Genomic DNA, 21,604 nt, shown 5'->3' on the forward strand with positions numbered 1-21,604 from the left:
CTCAAAGGTCTATTGAGTCTACGTTAGGGTCCCGAGCGCAAGGCCAGGGCAGATTGATCACACCTTCCAGACTCTGGGACGTGTAGTCTCGCGCGGTGGATCACCCGAACAAGGACCTGTTCGACCGGTTGGAGCTTTTCTACGACGCGGTGCCCCGCGACGGGGCCCGGGCGGAGGAGCACGGCGCCCTGGTGCTGTTCGTCCGCGACGGCGCCGGTTGGCCGTACTACGCCCGGCCCCGGATCGACGCCACCGAGCCGCCGTCACTGGCCGACGTCGCGGCGGTACGCGAGCGGCAGCGCGAGCTCGGCCTGCCCGAGGCCTTCGAGTGGGTCCACGAGACCACCCCCGGCCTGCTGGCGGTGGCCCGCTCGGCGGGGCTGTCGGTGCTGGAGGCGCCACTGATGGTGCTCGACCCGGCTGCCCTGCCCGACCCGGGCACCCTCACGGACGTACCGCTGTGGGTGCTCGACACGGCGGATCCCGGCTTCGCGGCGGACGTGGCGACGCGGCGGGCGGTCGCCGCCGTCGGGTTCTCCGCGGCCGGCACCGAACCCGGCGAGGCCGGGCCCGCGCAGCGGGACGCCGCGGTGGCCGAGCTGGACGAGGACGCGGTGGACGAGGAGCGGGCCCGCGTCGCCGACGGCCGGCGGCTGTCGGTGCTGGCGGGGACGCCCACCGAGGGCGCGCTGGCCAGCGGGATGGCGATGCGGGTCGGCGACGTGGCCGAGATCGCCGGGGTGGCGACCCTTCCGGCCGCCCGCCGCCACGGCCTGGGCGCGGCCGTCACCGCCACACTGGCCCGCGAGCTGCTGGCCGCCGGCACCGACCTGGTCTTCCTCTCGGCGGGCAGCGAGGACATCGCCCGGGTCTACCTGCGGGTCGGCTTCCGCCGCGTGGGCACCGCCTGCATCGCCGAACCCGCCCCGGTCACCCCCTGACCGCGCGGCTGCCGCAGCATCCTCCGGGCATCAGGCCGGGGGACGCCACTGGGCGGCCGTGGTGGCAGCCGTCGAGAGCAGCCGGGGGCTGAGCGCGCCGAGGGCGGCGTCGCGGGCGCGCAGCGCCAACGGGCCCCGGGCCTTCAACACCGCCGACATCCGGCGGGTCTGCCGGACCACCGTCGCGGCCCGGGGCCGACGCGCCCGGTCGTACGCGACGACCGCGTCGGGCAGCCGGGACTCCCGCAGCAGCGAGGCCAGGGTGGCCGCGTCCTCGAAGGCGAGGCAGGCGCCCTGGCCGAGGTGTGGCGGCATGGCGTGCGCGGCGTCGCCGAGCAGCACCACCCCGCCCGGGCCGGCCGGGAAGCCGTACGACTTCGGCAACGGCCGCAGTTCGCGGATCTCCTGCTGCACCAGGTCCGGCGGGTCGGTGGCGTCGAGCAGGTCGGCGATAGGGGCGGGCCAGCCGGCGTACCAGCGACGGAGCAGGGCGAGCTGGGTCTCCGGCGATTCCGGGCGGGGCGCGCCGACGGCGGTGGCCACCCAGTAGATGCCGCCCCGGCTGGAGGCGCCGGAGGAGCCGCGCTCGCCGAGCGAGGCGGACACGAAGCGGTAGCCGGCACCGAGCACCTCGCCGCCGACAGGCCTGTCGGCGGGCAGCTTCGGGGCCCGGTACCAGGGGATCACCGCCCGCCAGGCGGCGCAGCCCGAGCTGACCACGCCGGCCTCCGGGGCGAGCTGCCGGCGGATCTCGCTGTCGGTGCCGTCGGCGGCCACGACCAGGTCCGCCTCGATCGTGTCCCGGCCGTCGCCGACCGAGGGGCGCTCCCCGGACGCGGCGCGGACCGTCCGCACGGTCACCCCCGTACGCAGCTCGACCTCGTCGCCCAGGCCGGCGATCAGCGCGTCGTGCAGGTCCTCCCGGTGCACCACCACCGGCATCCGGTCCGCCGGCGTCGGGCGGGGCTGCACCAACCAGTGCCCGTCCGGGCGGCGTACCCCGCCGTCGGGCAGCGGCGTGGCGATCGCCTCCAGGCCGGCGCCGAGGCCCAGGGCGCGCAGCGCGCGTACGCCGTTGGGCCAGAGCACCATGGCGGTCGGCTCGGGGCGGACCCGGTCGGCCCGCTCCAGCAGGGTGACCCGCCAGCCGGAGCGGGCCAGCGCGCCGGCGACCGCGAGGCCGCCGATCCCGGCGCCGACCACGACCGCGCTGCGCATGGGGGTGCTCCTCAGCTGTCGCGGTCGACGGGCCGGGTGCCCGTGGCCCCGGCCCGGCCCTCCGTGGTCTCCCCGGCGGCGTCCGACCCGGCGGGCCCGGCACCGTCACCGGCGGGCGCGGTGGTGACGTCCGCCCCGGCCGGTCCGGCACCGTCACCGGCGGGCGCGGTGGTGGCGTCCGCCCCGGCCGGTCCGTCCGACGGCGCGTCGGCCCCGCCGGACGTGGTCTCCTCGGCCGGCGTCTCGCCGGTCTCCCGCCAGTGCCGGTACTGCTCCTCGCTCACCACTCGGTAGCCCTCCGGTGCGGCCGGCCGGGAACCGGCCTCCCGCGCGGACAGGTCCACCTGCGACACGTCGGAGTCGACGGCCGTCTCCGGCGTCGCGGCGGCGCCGACCGGGACGAGGTACTCCCGGGGCCCGCGTACCCGCACGAAGTAGGCCAGGGCGCCGAGGAAGACCAGGCCGGCGGTCCAGACGTTCAGGCGTACGCCGAGAATGGTGTTCGCCTCGTCGGTACGCATCAGCTCGATCCAGAACCGCCCGGCCGTGTAGCCCATCACGTAGAGCGCGAACGCCCGTCCCCGGCCGAGGCGCAGCTTACGGTCGAGGGCGAACACCAGCGCGGCCACGCCGAGGTTCCACAGCAGCTCGTAGGCGAACGTCGGGTGGTAGAGGCCCGGTTCGAGGATCGGCTGGCCGGCGTCGTCGCGCAGCGCGTGACCCGGATTGTCCGGGTCCATCCGGTGGATCTCCAGCCCCCAGGGCAGGCTGGTCCGGCCGCCGTAGAGCTCGTTGTTGAACCAGTTGCCGAGCCGGCCGATCGCCTGCGCCAGCGGCAGGCCGGGGGCCAGCGCGTCGGCGACCACCGCGAACGGGATGCCGAGCTGCCGTGCCGCGAACCACGCGCCGACGGCTCCGCCGGCCACCGCGCCCCAGATGCCGAGACCGCCCTCCCAGATGGCGAGCGCCTTCAGCGGGTCTCCGCCGGTGCCGAAATACTTCTCGGGCGAGGTGACCACGTGGTAGATGCGGGCGCCGATGATGCCGGCCGGCACCGCCCAGACCGCGATGTCGAGAACCGCGCCGGGGGCGACACCGCGCTGACGCAGCCGCCGCTCGGTGACCCAGCAGGCCACCACGATGCCGATGATGATGCACAGCGCGTACGCCCGGATCGGCACTGGTCCGAGCTGCCAGACGGCGGTGCTTGGGCTGGGCAGGGCCGCCTGGGGGGTCAGCGAGGCGAGAGTCACGGATGCACACGCTACCGCCGTGGCCCCCTCCGGCGGCACCCCGGTCCGCGTCCGCCGGTCCCGGTGACTTCTGGTTTGCGCCGCCGTACGCTGTTTGTCCATGAGCGCGCTCACCTGGGCGGTCGCCGCGGTCGTCACCGACGACGCCGGCCGGGTGCTGCTGTGCCGGCAGGGCCGCGGCGAACGGCGCTACGCCCTACCCGGCGGGCGGCTGCGCCCGGCGGAGAGCCCCGTACACGCCGTCCTGCGCGACATCCGGGCCGAGACCGGGTGGGAGGTCGAGATCGTCGACCTGGTCGGTCTCTACCATCTCGCCCTGCTGTGCGGCCGGTCGCCGGCCGGCCCCGCCTTGTTGGTTGGTCGCGCCGAACCAGCGTTGCCGGCCGGTCGTGCCGGACCAGCGTTGCCGACCGGTAGCGCCGCGCCGGCACTGCCGGCCGGTCGCGCCGGACCGTTGCCCGACGTCCTGGTCCACGTCTTCCGGGCCCGCACGCGGGGGCCGGGGCCGGCGGGCGACCCGGTGGGCGGATGCCGAGTGTCCTGGCACGATCCCGGGGCGCTGCCCGACGCGCTCACCCCGACCACCCGGTCGGCACTCACCGACGCGCTGGCGGGCCACTCCGGCGTCCTGCGTGACGCCGTCCCGGACACGACCACGCCACCGACGGGCCACCCCCCGGGCCAGCGCACCACCCCACCCACCCACCAGCCAACCCACCCCTGACCCACCCCACCAGGCCCACCTGACCCAAACCGCCTCGGCCGCCCCCATCTCGACTCAGCCCAGCCCAGCTCGGCTCGGTTCGGCTCGGGCTCAGCCCAGCTCGGCTCGGTTCGGGCTCAGCCCAGCTCGGCTCGGTTCGGGCTCAGCCCAGCTCGGCTCGACCCAGCTCGGCTCGACCCAGCCTGGCCAGCCTGCCCAGCCTGGCTGGGCTGGGCTCAGCCAGGCCCAGCCGACCCGCCCCTGCCGACCCCACCCGGCGATCTTGCAGTTTCTGCCCCGACAAAGAGGGCATCAGCCACATTTCGAGGGCACAAAGTGCAAGATCGCGGGGCAGCGAAGCCGGGCGGCAGAGCAGGGGCGGCAGAGCAGGGGCGGCAGGGCGCGCGGCGGAGCGAGGGAAGGGCGACGAAGCAAGGCAGCACGCGGGTGGGTCAGGGGGTGGGGGTGCGGACGCCTTCGGCGAGTTCCGTGCTCAGCGCGCGGAGGGCGGCCAGTCCGGACGCCTCGTCCGGCGCGTCGAGCAGGCAGCGGATCAGGGCGCTGCCGACGATGACGCCGTCGGCGTACGCGGCCACGGTGCCGGCCTGTGCGCCCGTGCCGACGCCCAGCCCGACGCCGACCGGCAGGTCGGTGACCTCCCGCACCCGGGAGACCAGGACCGGGGCGGCGTCGGAGGTGCGGGCGCGGGCGCCGGTGACACCCATGATCGCCGTGGCGTAGACGAAGCCCCGGCAGTGCTCGACGGTCATCGCCAGCCGCGCGTCGGTCGAGGACGGCGAGACCAGGAAGGTGCGGTCCAGCCCGTACGCGTCCGAGGCGGCGAGCCACTCGCCGGCCTCCTCGGGGATCAGGTCCGGGGTGACCAGGCCGGTGCCCCCGGCCGAGGCGAGGTCCCGGGCGAAGGCGTCGACGCCGTACCGCTCCACCGGGTTCCAGTAGGTCATGGTGACCACGGGCGCGCCGGCGGCCGCGACCGCCTCGATGACGCGCAGCGTGTCCCTGGTGCGTACGCCGCCGGCCAGGGCGATGCCGCTGGCCTTCTGGATCACCGGGCCGTCCATCACCGGGTCGGAGTACGGGATCTCCACCTCGATGACGTCGACGCCGGCCTCGACCATCGCGGTCATCGCGGCGATGCTGCCCTCGACGGTCGGGAACCCGGCCGGCATGCAGCCGACCAGCACGGCCCGACCGTCGGCGCGGGCCTTGTCGAAGGCCACCCCGATCCGGCTCACGTTCTCACTGCTCCTTGTCGAGGATGCCGAAGTACTCGCCGGCGGTGTGCACGTCCTTGTCGCCCCGGCCGGAGAGGTTGACGACGATCGTCGGTTCCCGGCCCAGCTCGGCGGCGAGCTTCGGGGCGATCTTGAGGGTGCCGGCGAGCGCGTGCGCGCTCTCGATCGCCGGGATGACGCCCTCGGTCCGGCAGAGCAGCTCGAACGCGGCCATCGCCTCGTCGTCGTTGACCGGCAGGTAGGTCGCGCGACCACTGTCGTGCAGCCAGGCGTGTTCCGGCCCGACGCCCGGGTAGTCCAGCCCGGCGGAGATCGAGTGCGACTCGCAGGTCTGCCCGTCGTCGTCCTGGAGGACGTACGTGCGGGTGCCGTGCAGCACCCCGGCGGAGCCGCCGGTGATGCTGGCCGCGTGCCGGCCGGTCTCCACCCCGTCGCCGCCGGCCTCGAAGCCGTAGAGCCGCACGTCAGGGTCGCCGACGAAGGCGTGGAAGATGCCCAGCGCGTTGGAGCCGCCGCCGACACAGGCGGTGACGGCGTCCGGCAGCCCGCCGGTCAGGTCGAGGCACTGCTGGCGCGCCTCGTCGCCGATGCCCCGGACGAAGTCGCGGACCATCGCCGGGAAGGGGTGCGGCCCGGCGGCGGTGCCGATCAGGTAGTGGGTGTCGTCGACGTTGGCGACCCAGTCGCGCATCGCCTCGTTCATCGCGTCCTTGAGGGTGCGCGAGCCGTTGGCGACGGGGACGACGGTGGCGCCGAGCATCCGCATCCGGGCCACGTTGAGCGCCTGCCGCTCGGTGTCGACCTCGCCCATGTAGACCACGCAGTCGAGGTCGAACAGGGCCGCGGCGGTGGCGGTGGCGACGCCGTGCTGGCCGGCGCCGGTCTCCGCGATCACCCGACGCTTGCCCATCCGCCTGGTCAGCAGGGCCTGCCCGAGCACGTTGCGCACCTTGTGCGCCCCGGTGTGGTTGAGGTCCTCCCGTTTGAGCAGCACCCGCGCGCCCACCTTGGCGGAGAACCGCTCGGCCGCGTAGAGCAGCGAGGGGGTGCCGGCGTAGTCGCGCAGCAGGGCGGCGAACTCGGCCCGGAACGACTCGTCGGCCATCGCCGTGCGGTGCGCGGCGTCCAGCTCGTCCAGCGCGGCGACCAGCGCTTCCGGTACGAACCGGCCGCCGAACCGGCCGAAGTGGCCGGCCGGGTCGGGCAGCGGACCGGCCGGGGCGGCCAGCGCGTCGGCGCTCATGCCCGCACTCCGCTTCGCTCCGTGCCGACATGAGACAACACCGCACTGAGCTTGATGATTCGCTCGCTGCGCTCGCTCATGCCGGCACTCCGCTCCGCTCCGTGCCACCATGAGGCACCACCCGCACAGAACCTGATGATTCGCTCGCTGCGCTCGCTCATGGGGTCGTCCTCTCGGTGCTGACGAACCGGCGCGGGATCAGCGCACCGGGCGGGGCGTGGCCGGGTGGTTGCCGGCGTTGACCAGCTCGGCCACCGCCTCGCGGGGGCTCTTCTGGGTGACCAGGCCCTCGCCGACCAGGACCGCGTCGGCGCCCGCCGAGGCGTACCGGATGAGGTCGTGCGGGCCGCGTACCCCCGACTCGGCGATCTTGACGATGCTGCTGGGCAGGCCGGGCGCGATCCGCTCGAACACCGAGCGGTCGACCTCAAGGGTACGCAGGTTGCGGGCGTTGACCCCGATCACCTGGGCGCCGGCCTCCAGGGCGCGGTCGGCCTCCTCCTCGTCGTGGACCTCGACCAGCGCGGTCATGCCCAGCGACTCGATCCGCTCCAGCAGGCCGACGAGGGCGTTCTGCTCCAGGGCGGCGACGATCAGCAGCACCAGGTCGGCGCCGTGCGCGCGGGCCTCGTGCACCTGGTAGCTGGAGACCACGAAGTCCTTGCGCAGCACCGGGATGTTGACGGCGGCGCGGACGGCGGCCAGGTCGTCGAGCGAGCCGCCGAACCAGCGCCCCTCGGTCAGCACGCTGATCGCCCGCGCGCCGCCGGCGGCGTAGTCGCCGGCCAGGTCGGCCGGGTCGGCGATCTCGGCCAACCGCCCCTTGGACGGCGACGAACGCTTCACCTCGGCGATCACCGCGACGCCCGGCTTGCGCAGGGCCGCGTACGCGTCCAGCGGTGGCGGCGCGGCGGCGGCCAGTTCGCGGATCCGCTCCAGCGGAACCTGCTCCTGTCGCCGGGCGACGTCCTCACGTACGCCGGCCAGGATCTCGTCGAGTACGCCTACGGACGCCGCCGGACCGGCCTCGTCCCCCTCCGCGTGCGCATGCTCAGCAGTCACCAACGGACTCCCCTCTCCGGGTGTCATGGGCCGATGCTAGGGGGCGCCACCTGGCGACAGGCGCCGGGGGTATGGCGTGCCTCACGAGATGGGCTGGGGCATAATGGCCGACCTCCGGTGAACGGGATGTCACGCTGGGCGACCGCGCCCATCGACGACCACCGTCCGACCACCCCACCTCCGCCACCCAGGTCATCGACGTGATCCTATCCGGTGGCGCGGCCGGCCGCCCGTTCGGTGCCGGCCGCCGACGCCCGCCCCCCGCTGTGACCTACCTCAAGGCCGAACGGCCCTTTCCCTGGTGGCGGCCCCGCAAGCAGAGTTGACGTGTCGGTCACCACGGCGAAACGTGAGCCAGCCAGCATCGTCCTCGGGCAGACTCGATGACGCGCCTGCCCGACCGGCACCAACGATCTTCTGCGAGTGATCATGAGCACTGTCGAGCCACACCAGACCATCGGACTGACGACCATCTCGCGCACCGTCGCGTCGCTCGCCGTCGGCGTGGTGCACACCCTGGAACGCGCGGTGGTGGGCGAGGCACGGATGCGCACCGCGCGAGGCAACGCCTGGGAGGCGGTCTGCGCCGACCGGGCCCGGGCCGAGCAGCGGGCCGACCTCGACCGCCTGGTGGCGGAGCTGGCGGCGGCCCGGGCCGCCGCCCGCGAGCGCCAGCCGGTCAGTTGACCGTCGGGTCCTCGCCCCGGTCCAGCGCGTCCCACGCCTGGGTGGTGTGCCGGCCGGTGACCTGGCCGTCCTCCCCCCGGGCGGCCGGCGCCCCGTCGCCCGCGGCCCGCCGCTCGTAGCGGGCACCCATCTCCGGCCAGTGTCGGCCCCGCAACGCCGTCAGCAGCCCGCCCGCCGTGGCGAGCACCCCACCGAGCAGGCAGAGCGCCGGCCAGTGCCGGCTGACCTCACCGTCGAACGCCGCGACCAGGCCGTAGCCGCCGCCGGCGGCCACCGCCGCGCCGAGCCCGCACAGCAGCCCGCCCAGCAGCCGCCGCACCCGGCCCCGGGTGGCGAGCACGGCGCCGCCGCCGGCCAGCCCGACCAGCGCCAACGCCGGCAGCCAGGGCAGCAGGCCGGCGCCCGTGCGGGCGTCGCGTACCGGCGGCAGCGGAGTGGGCCGGGCGGTCAACTCGACCGCCCAGGTGCGGGTCGACGCCCACAGCGCCAGGCCCGCGCCGGCCACGCAGAGCAGCACGGCGTACGTCAGCTCGCGCCGGGCCGCGCCGGACCGCGCGCCCTCCCCCGCGTCGGTCGCCGGGACCGTCCCCGGTTCCTGACCACGCGACTCGGCGGCCGTCATCGGGCGGGCCGGAGGGTCTCGGCGGCGGCGATGGCGGCGAGCACCGCGGCGGCCTTGTTCCGGGTCTCCTCGTCCTCGGCGGCAGGGTCCGAGTCGGCCACCACCCCCGCCCCGGCCTGCACGTACGCCCTGCCGTCGCGCATCAGCGCGGTGCGGATGGCGATCGCCATGTCCAGGTCGCCGCCGAAGCCGAAGTAGCCCACCGTGCCGCCGTAGAGGCCGCGCCGGACCGGTTCCAGCTCCTCGATGATCTCCATCGCCCGCACCTTGGGCGCGCCGGAGAGGGTGCCGGCGGGGAAGGTCGCGGCCAGCGCGTCGAAGGCCGTGCGATCCTCACGCAGCGTGCCGACGACGGTCGAGACGATGTGCATGACGTGGCTGTAGCGCTCGATGGTGGCGAACTCCGGCACCTCCACGGTGCCCGGGCGGCACACCCGGCCCAGGTCGTTGCGGCCCAGGTCGACCAGCATCACGTGCTCGGCCCGCTCCTTGGGGTCGGCGAGCAGTTCCGCGGCGAGCCGGGCGTCGGAGGTGGGGGTGCCGCCGCGCGGGCGGGTGCCGGCGATCGGGTGCAGCAGCGCCCGCCGCCGCCCGTCGGCGTCGGTGGTCACCTTCAGGTGCGCCTCCGGCGAGGACCCGACGATGTCGAAGCCGTCGAAGCGCAGCAGGTACATGTACGGGCTCGGGTTCGTCGTACGCAGCACGCGGTAGACGTCCAGGGGGTCGGCGTGCGTCTCCCGCTCGAACCGCTGGGCGAGCACGATCTGGAAGCACTCGCCGGCCCGGATCGCCTCCTTGGCCGCCTCGACGGCCTTCGGATAGCCGCCCTCGGGCGTACGGCTGCGCACCTCGCCCGCCGGGGGACGCTCGACGGTCGACACCATCGGCGGGATCGGCCGGGACAGCGCCGTGGTCATCGCGTCGAGCCGGCCGACCGCGTGGTGGTACGCGGCCGAGAACAGGGCGTCCCGGTCCGGCTCGGTCAGCGGCGGCAGGATCGCGTTGGCGACGAGGGTCGCCGAGCCCTCGTGGTGGTCCAGCACCACCAGGTCGGCGGCGAGCATCATGCCCAGCTCGGGCACGCCCAGGTCGTCCTCGGTCAGCTCGGGCAGCCGCTCGAACCGCCGGATCAGGTCGTAGCCCAGGTAGCCGACCATGCCCCCGGTCAGCGGTGGCATGCCGCTGGCCGCGTCCCACGCCGGGCCGGCGAGCGCCTGCACGGTCTCGCGCAGCACCCGGACCGGATCCCCGGAGGTGGGCAGGCCGGCCGGCGGCTGACCCGTCCAGACCGCGGCGCCGTCCCGCTCGGTCAGCGTGGCGCTGCTGCGTACGCCGATGAACGAATACCGCGACCAGGCCAGGCCGGCCGAGCCGACGCCCTGCTCGGCGGACTCCAGCAGGAACGTCCCCGGGCCACCGGCGAGCTTGCGGTAGACACCGACCGGGGTCTCCGCGTCGGCGAGCAGTCGCCGGGTGACCGGGACGACCCGCCAGCGGCTGGCCAGTTCGGTGAAGGTGGCCAGGTCGGGGCTGACCGTGCCGTCGGTGCGGGACCTCCCGCCGTTCGCGGCGGCGGGGCCGGACAGCGCCGCGCTCTGCGCGCTCATCGGGCCCCCGCCGCTTCCCCGCCGACCGGCAGCTCGGTGAAGAAGCAGGTGCGGTGCCCCGTGTGGCAGGCCGCGCCGACCTGTTCCACGTCGACCAGCAGCGCGTCGCCGTCGCAGTCCAGCGCGACCGCGCGGACGTACTGGTGGTGCCCGGAGGTCGCGCCCTTGACCCAGTACTCGCGGCGGCTGCGCGACCAGTAGGTGGCCCGGCCGGTGGTCAGGGTGCGGTGCAGCGCCTCGTCGTCCATCCAGGCGACCATCAGCACCTCGCCGGAGTCGTGCTGGCGGACCACGGCGGCCACCAGGCCGTCGGGGGTGCGGCGCAGCCGGCCGGCGATGGCCGGATCGAGCCGGGAGGGACGGACGGGACCGTCGGCCGCGGGCTCCTGCGGACTGGGGTGGGCGCCGGTCACGGGCGCGTCAGGTACGGGCACAGTGACCCATTGTCCCGCACGCGGGGCGGGCACGGGCGACGGCTCCCGCCGGGGCCGCGGCGGCCGGTGGGCGGGCCGGGTCAACTGGTCGACGTAGCGGTCCAGCCGACCGTCGACCAGGGCGTCGGCCAGGTCCGCGCCGGCGGCCTGCGCGACCTCGGCGGCGTACGGGCGGATCAGCGGCAGGACACCGGCGACCAGGCGGGCCGCGGCGGCGCAGAGCTGGCCGACGGAGCCGGGCCGCAGCCCGAGGCAGAGCAGCAGGTCCTCCCGGTAGTTCGGGGGCGCCACCGGCAGGTCGAGGGCGGCGGCGAAGGCCCCCCGCCGGGACGCCACCCGGACCGTGGGGTTGGCCAGCCGCAGCACGGACGGACAGTGCCGGGCCAGGTCGGCGGCGGCCAGCCGGACGCCGAGGTGGTCGTCGGCGTCGCGCGCGCCGGCCACCTTGCCGAGCGCCGCGATCAGCTCCTCCAGTTGCGGCTCGCCGGCGGGTTGGCAGAGCACCGGCAGGTCGATCCGGGGCCGCCAGTGCGGATCCGCCCAGAGCAGCCGGGCCGGCGCCGTCACGGGCAGCCCGAACGCCCAGTCGGCGGGCTCGCCGAGTCGGGTCAGCCAGGAGCGGACGTCGCGGGCGGCCACCGAGACGTGGGTCAGCCGGCCCGCGTGCTCGGCCAGGTACGCCTGGCGGGCGGCGTACGGGGCGCCGGCGAGCAGCACGTCCATGTCGACGTCGCTGTGCGCGGTGGCGGCCCGCCGGGCATGGCTGCCGCGCAGCATGATGCCGACCACGGGCTGCTCGGCACCGGCCCGCAGCCGGGCGGCCCATTCGCCGAGGAACCTCTCGTCCGGTGACGCAGCGTGACCCACGGCGCCATCGTGCCGTACGTCCGTTCGGGGCGCAATGCCCGGTGCCGCGCGGGATGCCCGTTGGCGGACCCGGTGTCCGGTCCGAAGGCTAATGCCCGGCCGATCTCCCGGCCGCCTCGGGGTTCCCGTGTCGACCCGGATCATCGGCCCTCCCCTGCCTGGCGGAGTCGCGCCCCCGGCCGGCCCGGTCGCATCCGACCAGGTGACGAGGCCGCGCGAAGTCAACCGTTGCATCCGGGCGGGAAGCTCCACTAGCGTCGAGTTCAACGCGTGATGAATTTCTCCGGGGAGGCGCCGGTGGACGAGGCGATCGCGGTCCGGGACCTGGTCGTCGAGCGGGGCGGCCGGCGGGTGCTGCACGGCATCAGCGCGGCCGTGCCCCGCGGTGTGGTCACCGGGCTGCTCGGCCCGAGCGGCAGTGGCAAGACCACGCTGCTGCGGGCGGTGGTCGGCGTACAGGTGGTCGGCGCCGGCTCGGTGACCGTGCTGGGGCGCCCCGCCGGTTCGGCCGAGCTGCGCCGCCGCGTCGGCTACGTCACCCAGGCGCCCAGCGTCTACGCCGACCTGACCGTGCGGGAGAACGCGCGTTACTTCGCCGCCCTGCACGGCCGGAGCCGGGCCGAGGCCGACCGGGCGGTCGCCGAGGTGGGGCTCGGGCCGGCCGCCGGCCAACTCGTCGGCGCCCTCTCCGGCGGGCAGCGCAGCCGGGCGTCGTTGGCCTGCGCCCTGGTCGGGGAGCCGGAACTGCTCGTCCTCGACGAGCCCACCGTCGGCCAGGACCCGGTCCTGCGCGCCGAGCTGTGGGCCCGGTTCCACGCCATGGCCGCCGCCGGCACCACCCTGCTGGTCTCCAGCCACGTCATGGACGAGGCGGCCCGCTGCGACCGGCTGCTGCTGATCCGCGAGGGGCGGCTGATCGCCGACGACACGCCCGACGCGGTCCGCGCCGCCGCCGGCACCGACGACCTGGACGAGGCGTTCCTGCGGCTGATCAGGGCGGGCGCCGCCGGACGGGAGGCGTCGTGAACCCCCGCATCCTGGCCGCCACCACCGGCCGCATCCTGCGCCAGCTGCGGCACGACCGGCGTACCGTGGCCCTGCTGGTGGTGGTCCCGTCGGCGCTGCTCACCCTGGTCCACTCCATGTACGTCGACCAGCCCGCCCCGCCGGGGCAGCCGTCGACGTTCGACCGGGTCGCCCTGGTGATGCTCGGCTTCTTCCCCTTCGTGATCATGTTCCTGGTGACCAGCATCGCGATGCTGCGCGAGCGCACCACGGGCACGCTGGAGCGGCTGCTCACCACCCCGCTGGGCAAGCTCGACCTGCTCTTCGGCTACGGCCTCGCGTTCGGGCTCGCCGCGGTGGTCCAGGCGGTCGTCGCGTCCGTGGTCGCGTACGGGGTCTTCGGCCTTCAGACGGCCGGGCACAGCGCGCTGGTGGTCATGATCGCCGCGCTGAACGCCGTGCTCGCCGTCGCGCTCGGGCTGTTCTGCAGCGCCTTCGCCCGCACCGAGTTCCAGGCCGTGCAGTTCATGCCGGTCGTGGTGGTGCCCCAGTTGCTGCTCTGCGGGCTCTTCGTACCCCGGGGCGAGATGGCCGGCTGGTTGCAGGCGGTCAGCGACGTGCTGCCGCTGTCGTACGCCGTCGAGGCGCTCCAGGAGGTCGGCGCCCACGCCGAGCCGACCGGCACGATGTGGCGGGACGTGGCGGTGGTCGCGGGCGCGGCGGCGCTGGCACTGGTGCTCGCCGCGGCCACCCTCCGGCGGCGCAGCGGCTGAGAAGCCGTCCCGGCTGGCGGGCGGCGACGAGCAGGAGGACGGAGCGAAGGGCGGGCGATGGCGCGGCGGACCGGACGACGACCCGGCAACCTGGACACCCGGCAGGCCATTCTCGACGCGGCCCGCGCCGCCTTCGCCGAGCGGGGCTTCGACGGGGCCTCGATCCGGGCCGTGGCCGCCGCCGCGCAGGTGGACCCGGCGCTGGTGCACCACTACTTCGGCAGCAAGGACCGGCTCTTCCTGGCCGCGGTGCACGCGCCGGTCGACCCGGGCGAGTTGCTGCCGGGGGTGCTCGCCGGCGACCACGCGGGTCTCGGGGAGCGGCTGGTACGCGCCTTCCTCGGCGTCTGGGACTCCCCGGCCGGCACCGCCGCCGTGGCCCTGCTGCGCTCGGCGGTGAGCAACGAGTGGACCGCCCGGCTGCTGCGGGAGTTCCTGGTCACCCAGGTGCTGCGCCGGATCCTCGACCAGCTCGACGTCGATCCGGCCGAGCGGCCGCTGCGCGGCTCGCTGGTGGCCAGCCAGCTGATCGGGCTGGCCGTGCTGCGGCACGTGGTCCGGCTCGAGCCGGTCGCCTCGGCCGCCCCGGAGACCCTCGTCGCGGCTATCGGCCCCACCGTGCAGCGCTACCTCACGGGCGACCTGGCCGACGTCCCCGCCGGCTGACCGCACGGCCGGGGCGACCTCCGGTCAGGCGTGGTCGGCGTGCCGGGGCGAGGCGTGGCGGCAGACCAGCGGGTGCAGGAGCCGGGTCAGCTCCGCATGGCAGCCCAGCGGGCGCGGGAACTCCAGCCGGACGCGGGCACCGGGCCGGCCGTGGGAGACCAGCAGGCCGTACCGGTCGATCCGGACCACCCGGGGCGCGGTGTCGGGGGCGCCGTCGGCGAGGCCGAGTTGGCGGCGCAGGTACCCGGCCACCTCGGGAGCGTGGTGGTCGGCGAGGTCGGCCAGGAGTTCGGCCTCGACCGCGTGCAGCGGGTCGGGCTCCGCCTCGGCGTACGCCTCGGGGTCGACCCGGCGCACGGTGTCGCCGCGTTCCCAGCGGGCCTCGACCACCTCGAAGCGGTGCAGCCGGAACCGGGTGCCGACGTCGAGCAGGTCACCGGCCGGCTCGACGGCCGCGAAGTCCAGCGCGGCGGCGCGTTCCTCGGCCCCGTCGAGTCGGGCCGCCCAGCCGGAGACCCAGGCCCGGCCGAGGCTCGGCGCGCCGGCGGCGGGCGGCAGGTCGAGCACGTCCAGCACCAGCGCGACCTCGGACTCGCCGTCGGCGGGGCGCAGCGCGGCGGCGAGGTCGCTGACCACCGGCACCAGCAGCAGCACCCGGCCGTCCGGGTCGGTCACGTGCCGGACCTGGTGCGGGCCGGGCCGGTGCGCGACGTGGGCGATCCCGGGCAGCCGGCCCGCGACGAGGGTACGGACGATCTCCGCCGGACTGGGCCGCATGGACGACTCCTTAATAGGTTAGCCTTACCTAACTCGGAGACTAGAGCACCGGATCGGAGACGTCCAGCGTGAACCACCCCAGGCCAAAGGCCAGGCTCTCCCGCGCCCTCGGCATCCCGCTGACCCGCAAGTGCGTGCGGTACGTCGAGCGGCGCCCCTACCCGCCCGGCGTCCACGGCCGGCAGCGCCGCAAGACCTCGGACTACCAGGTGCGGCTGCTGGAGAAGCAACGCCTGCGCCACCAGTACAACGTCAGCGAGACCCAGCTGCGGCGCGTCTTCGACGAGGCCGTCCGGGGCGCGGGCAAGACCGGCGAGAGCCTGGTGACGCTCCTCGAACGACGGCTCGACGCGGTGGTGCACCGGGCCGGCCTGGCCCGCAGCATCTACCAGGCCCGACAGCTCGTCGCGCACGGCCACTTCACCGTCGACGGGCGCAAGGTCGACCGGCCGTCGTACCGGCTGCGACCGGGACAGGTGGTCGCCGTCCGCGACCGCAGCCGCGCGTCCGTGCCGTTCCAGCTCGCCGCCGCCGGCGCCAACGCCACCGAGGGACCCGGCCAGCCGTACCTGTCGGTGGAGCTGGCCGAGCTGCGGACCACGCTGCTGCGCGACCCCGCCCGGCACGAGGTGCCGGTGATCTGCGACGAGCAACTGGTGGTGGAGTTCTACTCCCGCTGACCACCGCGCGCGGCCCGTCCCGGGGGACGGGCCGCGCGCCGACGGGCTCCGGCCGGCGGTGGCGAGTCAGCGCGTCCGCGGGACGGGCCGACTCGGTCCGCTCAGCGGGTCTGCTCCAGCCAGGAGGCGTAGAGCAGGCCGTACACCGACTCCGGGTCGCGGACCAGCTCATCGTGCGGACCGCGCTGCACGATCCGGCCCCGGTCCACCACGATCACCTCGTCGGCGGACTGCGCCGTGGAGAGCCGGTGCGCGATCGCGAGGGTCGTACGCCCCCGGGTCACCGCGTCCAGGGTGCGTTGCAGCCGCACCTCCGTGGCCGGGTCGACCGCGCTGGTCGCCTCGTCCAGCACCAGCAGGTCCGGGTCGGCCACGTACGCGCGGGCCAACGCGACCAACTGCCGCTCCCCCACGCTCAACGCCTCGCCCCGCTCCCCCACCGGGGTGTGCAGGCCCGACGGGAGCCCGTCCAGCCAGTCCGCCAGCCCCAACTCGGTGAAGGCCGCCGCGAGCTGCTCGTCGGTCAACTCCGGGCGGGCGAAGCGGACGTTCTCGGCCACCGTGGCGTCGAACAGGAAGCCGTCCTGCGGCACCATCACCACCCGCGAACGCAGCGAGGCGAACCGGACCCGCTCCAGCGGCACGCCGGAGAGCAGCACCTCACCGGCCGTCGGGTCCATCAGGCGGGTGAGCAGCTTGGCGAAGGTGGTCTTGCCGCTGCCGGTCTCCCCGACCACCGCCACCCGGCTCTTCGCCGGGATCTCCAGGCTGACGTCGTGCAGCACCGGCGGACCACCCGGGTACGCGAAGCGCACCCCGGCGAAGCGGATGTCGAGCGGTCCGGACGGCAGCTCACGCCCCTGCTCGCCCGGGTCGGCGACGTCGGGCTCCACGTCCAGCACGTCCAGCACCCGGCGCCAGCCCGCGATGGCGTTCTGCGCCTCGTTGAGCACCTCGGTGGCGATCTGCACCGGCTGGATGAAGAGCGTGACCAGGAAGAGGAAGGCGGTCACCTCGCCGATGCTCAGGGTGCGGTCGGCGCCGAGGGTCACCCCGAGCACCACCACACCGGCCAACGCCACCCCGGCCGCCAGCTCCCCGACCGAGCTGCCCACGATGCTGATCCTGATCGCCCGCTGCTGGGCCCGCCGCTGACCGTCGATCGCCTCGTCCAGCCGGCGCGACGTGCGGCCGGCGATCCCGTAGGCCCGGATCACCGGCGCGCCGACGACGCTCTCCCCGATCGCGCCGAGCAGCGTCCCGGTGCGCTGCCGGACCACCCCGTACGCCCCGGCGAGGCGGCGCTGGAGCAGCCGGATCACGAACACCGCGGGCAGGAAGGCGGCGAAGACCACCAGGGTCAGCTGCCAGGAGTACGCGAACATGACCAGCGTCGTCACCGCCAGCTGACCGAGGTTGATCACCAAGATCACGCCGCCCCACTGGAGGAACTGGGTGATCTGGTCGACGTCGCTGGTCACCCGGGAGACCAGCGAACCGCGCCGCTCCGACTGCTGGTGCAGCATGGACAGGTCGTGCACGTGCCGGAACGCCCGGATCCGCACGTTGGCCAGCGCGGTCTCGCTGACCGTGAAGAGCCGGCGCATCATCAGGTACCCGCAGAGCGTCGTCACCACCAGCACCGCGGCGGTGGCGGCGACCACCGTCCCGACCACGTCCAGGTCCAGGCCACCGACGATGCCGTTGTCGATGCCCTGCTGCACCGCCACCGGCACGGCCGCCCGGCCGACCATGTAGACCAGGGCCAGGCCGAGCGTGCCGGCGAGGCCGACCCGCAGCTCCGGGGAGAGCGCCAGACCACGGCGCATCGTCTGCCAGGTCGTCTCAGGCGCCTCGGGCGCCTCGGACGTGTCGACGGAAGCACTCACCGGGTTTGCCTCTCGTTCGCGACTGCGGGGCTCGCAAGCTCACTCCTCGCGCTCACCGGTGCCTGCCCTTCGTTCGCGACTGCGGGGCTCGCAAGCTCACTCCTCGCGCTCACCGGTCCACCTCGATTTCCAGGCCCGACGTCAGCGGGGCGACCTCGTCGTACGTCTCGTCCTTGGCGTGGTCGACCTCGGCCTGCTCGTAGGCGGTGACCAGATCGGCGTAGCCCGGCACCGTGGCCAGCAGCTCGGCGTGCGGGCCCCGGGCGACCACCCTGCCCTGTTGCAGGTAGACCACCTCGTCGGCCAGTGCGATGGTGGCCCGCCGGTAGGCGACCACCAGGATCGACGCGGCCGGCGCCCCGGCCTGCCCCGCCGAGGAGCGCAGCCCGGCCAGGATGGCGGCCTCCACCCGGGGGTCGACGGCGCTGGTCGCGTCGTCGAGGACCAGCAGGCGCGGCCGGCCGGCGAGGGCGCGGGCCAGGGTGAGCCGCTGCCGCTGGCCGCCGGAGAGCGAGGTGCCCCGCTCGCCGACCTTCGTGTCGAGACCGTCGGGCAGGGCGGCGACGAAGCCGTCCGCCTCGGCCAGCCGCAGCGCGGCCCAGACCTCGTCGTCGCCGATGCCCGGCCGGTCCAGGGTGACGTTGGCGCGCACGGTGTCGTCGAAGACGAACGGCACCTGGGCGACCAGCGCGGCGGTGCCCGCCAGCGAGGCGGCGGTGAGCCGGCGGACGTCCACCCCGTCCAGGCACACCGTGCCGACCCGGGGGTCGACCAGCCGCACGGCCAGCGCGGCGATCGTCGACTTGCCGGAGCCGGTCGGCCCGACCAGGGCGACGGTCCTGCCGGCGGGCACGGTGAAGGAGACCTCGCCGAGCACCTCCGTGCCGGGCAGGTGCGCCTCGGCCGGCTCGTAGCCGAAGTGCACGTCGGCGAAGGTGAGGGTGGCCGGGCGGTGCTCCGCCACGTCGAGCGTCGTGTCGCCGTACGGCATCTCGCCGGTGGCGTCGAGCACCCGGCGGACCCGGTCCCAGCCGGCGACGCTGCGCGGCAGCTCGGCCAGCACCCAGCCGATGGCCCGCACGGGGAACGCCAGCACGGTGAAGAGGAAGGCGACGCTGATCAGCTCGGCGACGCTGATCGCGCCCTGCCGCAACCGGATCGCGCCGACCACCAGCACGGCGAGGGTGCCGAGGCTGGGCAGGGTCTCCAGCAGCGGGTCGAAGACGCCGCGCAGCCGCCCCACCGCTACCAGTGAGTCCCGCAACTCGCCCGCGCGGCCGGCGAACCGGTCGGTCTCCTGTGCCTCCCGGCCCATCGTCTTGACGACCAGGGCACCGTCGAAGCTCTCGTGGGCGATGCCGCTGACCTCGGCGCGCAGCCGCTGGGCCCGGGCCTGGCGGGGGGCCATCCGTCGGGAGTAGGCGACGTTGAGCGCGAAGAGCGCCGGGAAGACCGCGAGGCCGACCAGGGCCAGCGCCCAGTCGGTGGCGAAGAGCGACGCCACCGCGCCGACCAGCATCACCAGGGTGCCGACCGCGAACGGCAACGGGGCGATCGGATGCCAGGCGGCCTCGACATCGGAGTTGGCGTTGGACAGCAGCGTGCCGGTGGCGTTGCGGTGGTGCCAGGACAGCGGCAGCTCCAGGTAGCGGCGGGTGACCCGGCGCCGGTAGGCGGCCTGGAGGCGGTACTGCATGTAGCCCGCGCCGAGCCGGCGGCCGAAGATGCCGGCCACCCGCAGCACGCTGATGCCGAACAGCGCGACGGCCGCCAGCGCGAGCCCGCCGACTCCGACCTCGCCGCGCTCGATCGCCGGCACCACCACGTCGCCGACCACGGCGCCCACCACGAAGGCGCTGGCCACCGTCATGGCGCCGAAGAGCACGCTGCCGCCCACCGCGACCGCGAAGATGCGCGGCTCCTCCCGGATCGCCCGCCCGAGGACGGCCAGCCCCCGCACCAGCACGTCCCGACTTGTCCTGCTCGCCACGCTCTCCCCCGCCGTAAGCCGCAATTATCTTCCTCATCCTTACCGGTCGGGGCCAGCCCCGTCGCCCCGGCCCGCTATGTCCGCCGTCACGGCCGCGCCGGCCCGCCCGCCGCGCCGAAAAGGCCGTCCGCGCCTACGATCGGTCCCATGCCGCGGTACGCCCGATCGGAGCGCGAGGCGCTCGCCGACCTGATGCAGACGCTGGGGCCGGACGCGCCGACGATCAACGAGGGGTGGACCACCCGCGACCTCGCCGCCCACCTGGTGCTGCGGGAACGCCGGCCCGATGCCGCCGGCGGCATCCTGCTCCCGCCGTTGCGCGGCTACGCCGAGCGGGTGCGCCTGCGTGTCGCGGCGCGCCCCTGGCCGCGCCTTCTCGACCAGGTGCGCAGGCCGCCGGTGTGGAGTCCGGTCAGCAACCCGGTCGCCGACGAGCTGGCCAACACGCTGGAGTTCTTCATCCACCACGAGGACGTGCGCCGGGCCGGCCCCGACTGGCGCCCGCGCGACCTGGCGGCGGGGCTGAACGCGGCGCTCTGGAAGCGCTGCGCCGGGCTGGCCCGGCTGGCGCTGCGCCGGTTCCCGGCCGACGTCTTCGTCCAGGCGCCCGGCCACGGCGAGCTCTCCGTCGGCCGGGGCGGCGAACCCGTGCGGGTGGTGGGGGTGCCGGGCGAGTTGGCCCTGTTCCTCAGCGGCCGGCAGCGGGTGTCCCGGGTGCAGGTCGACGGGCCGGCGGCGTTGACCGAACGGCTTCGGGGTGCCGACCTGGGCATGTGACGCGCCGGTGCGGAAGTGGGCGCCCGACAGGCCGGGAAAGCCTCTCCCAAGTGATATCGGCCGATCCCTGCTCCCGTAGGCTGTCCCGCGCGGTCCCGCCGGGGGCGGCGCGACGGGGGGACCATGCGGACCTTTGCGCTCTCGGCGCTGCGGGAACCCCCCTTTCCCGCACGCCAGCACGACGCCACCGCACGGGTCGGGCGGGAGAGCACCGAGTGGGTGCTCGGCCACGGACTGGTCAGTGACGGGCACCGGCTGCACCGGCTACGCCGGGCCGACGCCGCCGGGCTGGCCGGGCGGGCCTGCCCGGACGGCCCCGCCGGCCCGCTGCGGCTGCTCGCCGACCTGATCTCCTGGCTGTTCGTGATGGACGACGCCTGCGACGAGGACGGCCTCGGCGACGCCCCGACCCGGCTGGCGCCGACCGTGGCCGCCCTGCTCGACGTGCTGGACGGGCACGGGACGCCGCCCGACGGGCCGGCCACCGCGGCCGGGCCGCTCGGCGAGGCGCTGGGCGACCTGTGCCGGCGGGTCCGCGCCACCGGTGGTCCCGCATTCCTGCTGCGCTTCGTCGGCGAGGTGCGGGAGTACCTGATGGCGCTGCTCTGGGAGGCGGCCAACCGGGAGCACGGGCGGGTGCCGGGACTGGCCGAGTACGTCCAGATGCGCCGGCACACCGGCGGGGTCCACCCCAGTTTCACCCTCACCGAACTGGCCGCCGGGGAGCTGCCGGGCGCGGCCCACCGCACCGAGCCGGCGCTGGTCACCCTGGACCTGCTCGCCGCCGACCTGGTCTGCTGGTGCAACGACGTCTTCTCGTACGGCAAGGAGAACCTGGTCCGACCGGACGCGCACAACCTGGTCGTGGTGATCGCCGCGGGCCGGGCGGACAACGACGAGCCCTCGGCCCTGCGGGCCGCTGCCGACCGGTTCAACGAGGCGATGTCGGCCTACCTGGCGGCGGAGGCGGCGCTGCTCGCCACCGGTGACGACGGCCTGCGGCCGGCCCTCACCGCACGGCGCAACTGGATCCGCGCCACCTACGACTGGTCGCTGCGGGCGGCCCGGTACGCCTGAGCGGGGCGTCCAACCTCCGAGACGTGGCCCAGCCGTGATCGACGGGGCTAGCCGATGTCCGGGCGCAGGCAATACCC

At 75.1% G+C, this 21,604-nt stretch carries 20 protein-coding genes and 1 pseudogene; 9 read left to right on the forward strand and 12 right to left on the reverse strand.

What is annotated here, in order from left to right:
- Positions 1-95 precede the first annotated feature (95 nt).
- On the forward strand, positions 96-941 hold the full coding sequence (locus AB0D32_RS17760; RefSeq protein WP_357090901.1) for a GNAT family N-acetyltransferase: 846 nt from the start codon (positions 96-98) through the stop codon (positions 939-941).
- 30 nt (positions 942-971) lie between these two features.
- Here the strand turns inward: AB0D32_RS17760 and AB0D32_RS17765 are convergent, their stop codons facing one another.
- Complete coding sequence (locus AB0D32_RS17765; protein WP_357090903.1) at positions 972-2,159, reverse strand: NAD(P)/FAD-dependent oxidoreductase; 1,188 nt, start codon at positions 2,157-2,159, stop codon at positions 972-974.
- An 11-nt stretch (positions 2,160-2,170) separates the two neighbouring features.
- A complete protein-coding gene (gene lgt / locus AB0D32_RS17770; RefSeq protein WP_357090905.1) occupies positions 2,171-3,412 on the reverse strand; it encodes a prolipoprotein diacylglyceryl transferase in 1,242 nt (413 codons plus the stop codon).
- A gap of 100 nt (positions 3,413-3,512) precedes the next feature.
- Between lgt and AB0D32_RS17775 the strand changes: the two genes are divergently transcribed.
- Positions 3,513-4,136, forward strand: a complete 624-nt coding sequence (locus AB0D32_RS17775) for an NUDIX domain-containing protein (protein WP_357090907.1) — start codon at positions 3,513-3,515, stop codon at positions 4,134-4,136.
- Positions 4,137-4,567: 431 nt separating this feature from the next.
- Here AB0D32_RS17775 and trpA read toward each other — a convergent pair whose 3' ends face one another.
- The 3 genes from trpA to trpC all read right to left on the reverse strand — a co-directional run bounded on the left by trpA (position 4,568) and on the right by trpC (position 7,676).
- Positions 4,568-5,371 carry a tryptophan synthase subunit alpha gene (gene trpA / locus AB0D32_RS17780; protein WP_357090909.1) on the reverse strand — a complete coding sequence of 268 codons (804 nt, stop codon included), beginning with the start codon at positions 5,369-5,371 and terminating at the stop codon, positions 4,568-4,570.
- A 4-nt stretch (positions 5,372-5,375) separates the two neighbouring features.
- Positions 5,376-6,614 carry a tryptophan synthase subunit beta gene (trpB, locus tag AB0D32_RS17785; RefSeq protein WP_357090911.1) on the reverse strand — a complete coding sequence of 413 codons (1,239 nt, stop codon included), beginning with the start codon at positions 6,612-6,614 and terminating at the stop codon, positions 5,376-5,378.
- Positions 6,615-6,812: 198 nt separating this feature from the next.
- Positions 6,813-7,676: an indole-3-glycerol phosphate synthase TrpC gene (gene trpC / locus AB0D32_RS17790; RefSeq protein WP_357090913.1), complete on the reverse strand. Its 864-nt coding sequence runs from the start codon at positions 7,674-7,676 to the stop codon at positions 6,813-6,815.
- Between the two features lie 429 nt (positions 7,677-8,105).
- Between trpC and AB0D32_RS17795 the strand changes: the two genes are divergently transcribed.
- Positions 8,106-8,363: a hypothetical protein gene (locus AB0D32_RS17795; protein ID WP_357090915.1), complete on the forward strand. Its 258-nt coding sequence runs from the start codon at positions 8,106-8,108 to the stop codon at positions 8,361-8,363.
- Here AB0D32_RS17795 and AB0D32_RS17800 read toward each other — a convergent pair.
- From AB0D32_RS17800 to AB0D32_RS17815, 4 genes and pseudogenes are all read right to left on the reverse strand, one after another.
- Entirely contained in the window at positions 8,356-8,985 is a 630-nt protein-coding gene (locus AB0D32_RS17800) for a Trp biosynthesis-associated membrane protein (protein WP_357090917.1), read from the reverse strand. The two genes, AB0D32_RS17795 and AB0D32_RS17800, sit on opposite strands and share 8 nt — an antisense overlap.
- Entirely contained in the window at positions 8,982-10,592 is a 1,611-nt protein-coding gene (locus AB0D32_RS17805; RefSeq protein WP_357090920.1) for an anthranilate synthase component I, read from the reverse strand. Before AB0D32_RS17805 ends, AB0D32_RS17800 begins: the two co-directional genes overlap by 4 nt.
- Positions 10,589-11,026, reverse strand: a complete 438-nt coding sequence (gene hisI, locus AB0D32_RS17810) for a phosphoribosyl-AMP cyclohydrolase (protein WP_357091072.1) — start codon at positions 11,024-11,026, stop codon at positions 10,589-10,591. The genes AB0D32_RS17805 and hisI overlap by 4 nt, the downstream gene beginning before the upstream one ends.
- 180 nt (positions 11,027-11,206) lie before the next feature.
- Positions 11,207-12,127, reverse strand: a pseudogene (locus AB0D32_RS17815) (hypothetical protein); the annotation flags it as partial.
- A 63-nt stretch (positions 12,128-12,190) separates the two neighbouring features.
- Here AB0D32_RS17815 and AB0D32_RS17820 point away from each other — a divergent pair.
- From AB0D32_RS17820 to AB0D32_RS17830, 3 genes are read left to right on the forward strand one after another with little or no spacing between them, the layout of a single operon-like run.
- A complete protein-coding gene (locus tag AB0D32_RS17820; RefSeq protein ID WP_357091074.1) occupies positions 12,191-12,919 on the forward strand; it encodes an ABC transporter ATP-binding protein in 729 nt (242 codons plus the stop codon).
- Positions 12,916-13,671 (forward strand): ABC transporter permease, encoded by a 756-nt coding sequence (locus AB0D32_RS17825; RefSeq protein ID WP_357090922.1) that lies wholly within the window; start codon positions 12,916-12,918, stop codon positions 13,669-13,671. The genes AB0D32_RS17820 and AB0D32_RS17825 overlap by 4 nt, the downstream gene beginning before the upstream one ends.
- Positions 13,672-13,728: 57 nt before the next feature.
- Entirely contained in the window at positions 13,729-14,337 is a 609-nt protein-coding gene (locus AB0D32_RS17830; RefSeq protein WP_357090924.1) for a TetR family transcriptional regulator, read from the forward strand.
- 24 nt (positions 14,338-14,361) lie between these two features.
- On the opposite strand, the gene AB0D32_RS17835 is transcribed toward AB0D32_RS17830, so the two are convergent.
- Positions 14,362-15,114, reverse strand: a complete 753-nt coding sequence (locus tag AB0D32_RS17835; protein ID WP_357090926.1) for a DUF2470 domain-containing protein — start codon at positions 15,112-15,114, stop codon at positions 14,362-14,364.
- 68 nt (positions 15,115-15,182) lie between these two features.
- Between AB0D32_RS17835 and rpsD the strand changes: the two genes are divergently transcribed.
- Positions 15,183-15,794: a 30S ribosomal protein S4 gene (rpsD, locus tag AB0D32_RS17840; protein ID WP_357090928.1), complete on the forward strand. Its 612-nt coding sequence runs from the start codon at positions 15,183-15,185 to the stop codon at positions 15,792-15,794.
- 101 nt (positions 15,795-15,895) lie between these two features.
- Here rpsD and AB0D32_RS17845 read toward each other — a convergent pair whose 3' ends face one another.
- A complete protein-coding gene (locus tag AB0D32_RS17845) occupies positions 15,896-17,623 on the reverse strand; it encodes an ABC transporter ATP-binding protein (protein ID WP_357091076.1) in 1,728 nt (575 codons plus the stop codon).
- 169 nt (positions 17,624-17,792) lie between these two features.
- Complete coding sequence (locus tag AB0D32_RS17850; protein ID WP_357090930.1) at positions 17,793-19,673, reverse strand: ABC transporter ATP-binding protein; 1,881 nt, start codon at positions 19,671-19,673, stop codon at positions 17,793-17,795.
- Positions 19,674-19,820: 147 nt separating this feature from the next.
- On the opposite strand from AB0D32_RS17850, the gene AB0D32_RS17855 reads away from it, so the two are divergent.
- Together AB0D32_RS17855 and AB0D32_RS17860 are read left to right on the forward strand one after the other, a co-directional pair.
- On the forward strand, positions 19,821-20,450 hold the full coding sequence (locus tag AB0D32_RS17855) for a TIGR03085 family metal-binding protein (RefSeq protein ID WP_357090933.1): 630 nt from the start codon (positions 19,821-19,823) through the stop codon (positions 20,448-20,450).
- A gap of 123 nt (positions 20,451-20,573) precedes the next feature.
- A complete protein-coding gene (locus AB0D32_RS17860; RefSeq protein WP_357090935.1) occupies positions 20,574-21,527 on the forward strand; it encodes a terpene synthase in 954 nt (317 codons plus the stop codon).
- The last annotated feature ends 77 nt before the right edge of the window (positions 21,528-21,604 follow it).

Origin of the sequence: Micromonospora sp. NPDC048170 (assembly GCF_040652795.1) — a bacterium.
In the GTDB taxonomy this organism is placed as follows: domain Bacteria; phylum Actinomycetota; class Actinomycetes; order Mycobacteriales; family Micromonosporaceae; genus Micromonospora.

Coding starts and splice junctions, on each gene's coding strand:
- AB0D32_RS17805 (WP_357090920.1), bottom strand. CDS start 10,592: ATGAGCGCGCAGAGCGCGGCGCTGTCCGGCCCCGCCGCCGCGAACGGC.
- trpB (WP_357090911.1), bottom strand. CDS start 6,614: ATGAGCGCCGACGCGCTGGCCGCCCCGGCCGGTCCGCTGCCCGACCCG.
- AB0D32_RS17845 (WP_357091076.1), bottom strand. CDS start 17,623: ATGCGCCGTGGTCTGGCGCTCTCCCCGGAGCTGCGGGTCGGCCTCGCC.
- AB0D32_RS17855 (WP_357090933.1), top strand. CDS start 19,821: ATGCCGCGGTACGCCCGATCGGAGCGCGAGGCGCTCGCCGACCTGATG.
- AB0D32_RS17775 (WP_357090907.1), top strand. CDS start 3,513: ATGAGCGCGCTCACCTGGGCGGTCGCCGCGGTCGTCACCGACGACGCC.
- AB0D32_RS17860 (WP_357090935.1), top strand. CDS start 20,574: ATGCGGACCTTTGCGCTCTCGGCGCTGCGGGAACCCCCCTTTCCCGCA.
- AB0D32_RS17795 (WP_357090915.1), top strand. CDS start 8,106: ATGAGCACTGTCGAGCCACACCAGACCATCGGACTGACGACCATCTCG.
- AB0D32_RS17830 (WP_357090924.1), top strand. CDS start 13,729: ATGGCGCGGCGGACCGGACGACGACCCGGCAACCTGGACACCCGGCAG.
- AB0D32_RS17835 (WP_357090926.1), bottom strand. CDS start 15,114: ATGCGGCCCAGTCCGGCGGAGATCGTCCGTACCCTCGTCGCGGGCCGG.
- AB0D32_RS17800 (WP_357090917.1), bottom strand. CDS start 8,985: ATGACGGCCGCCGAGTCGCGTGGTCAGGAACCGGGGACGGTCCCGGCG.
- AB0D32_RS17765 (WP_357090903.1), bottom strand. CDS start 2,159: ATGCGCAGCGCGGTCGTGGTCGGCGCCGGGATCGGCGGCCTCGCGGTC.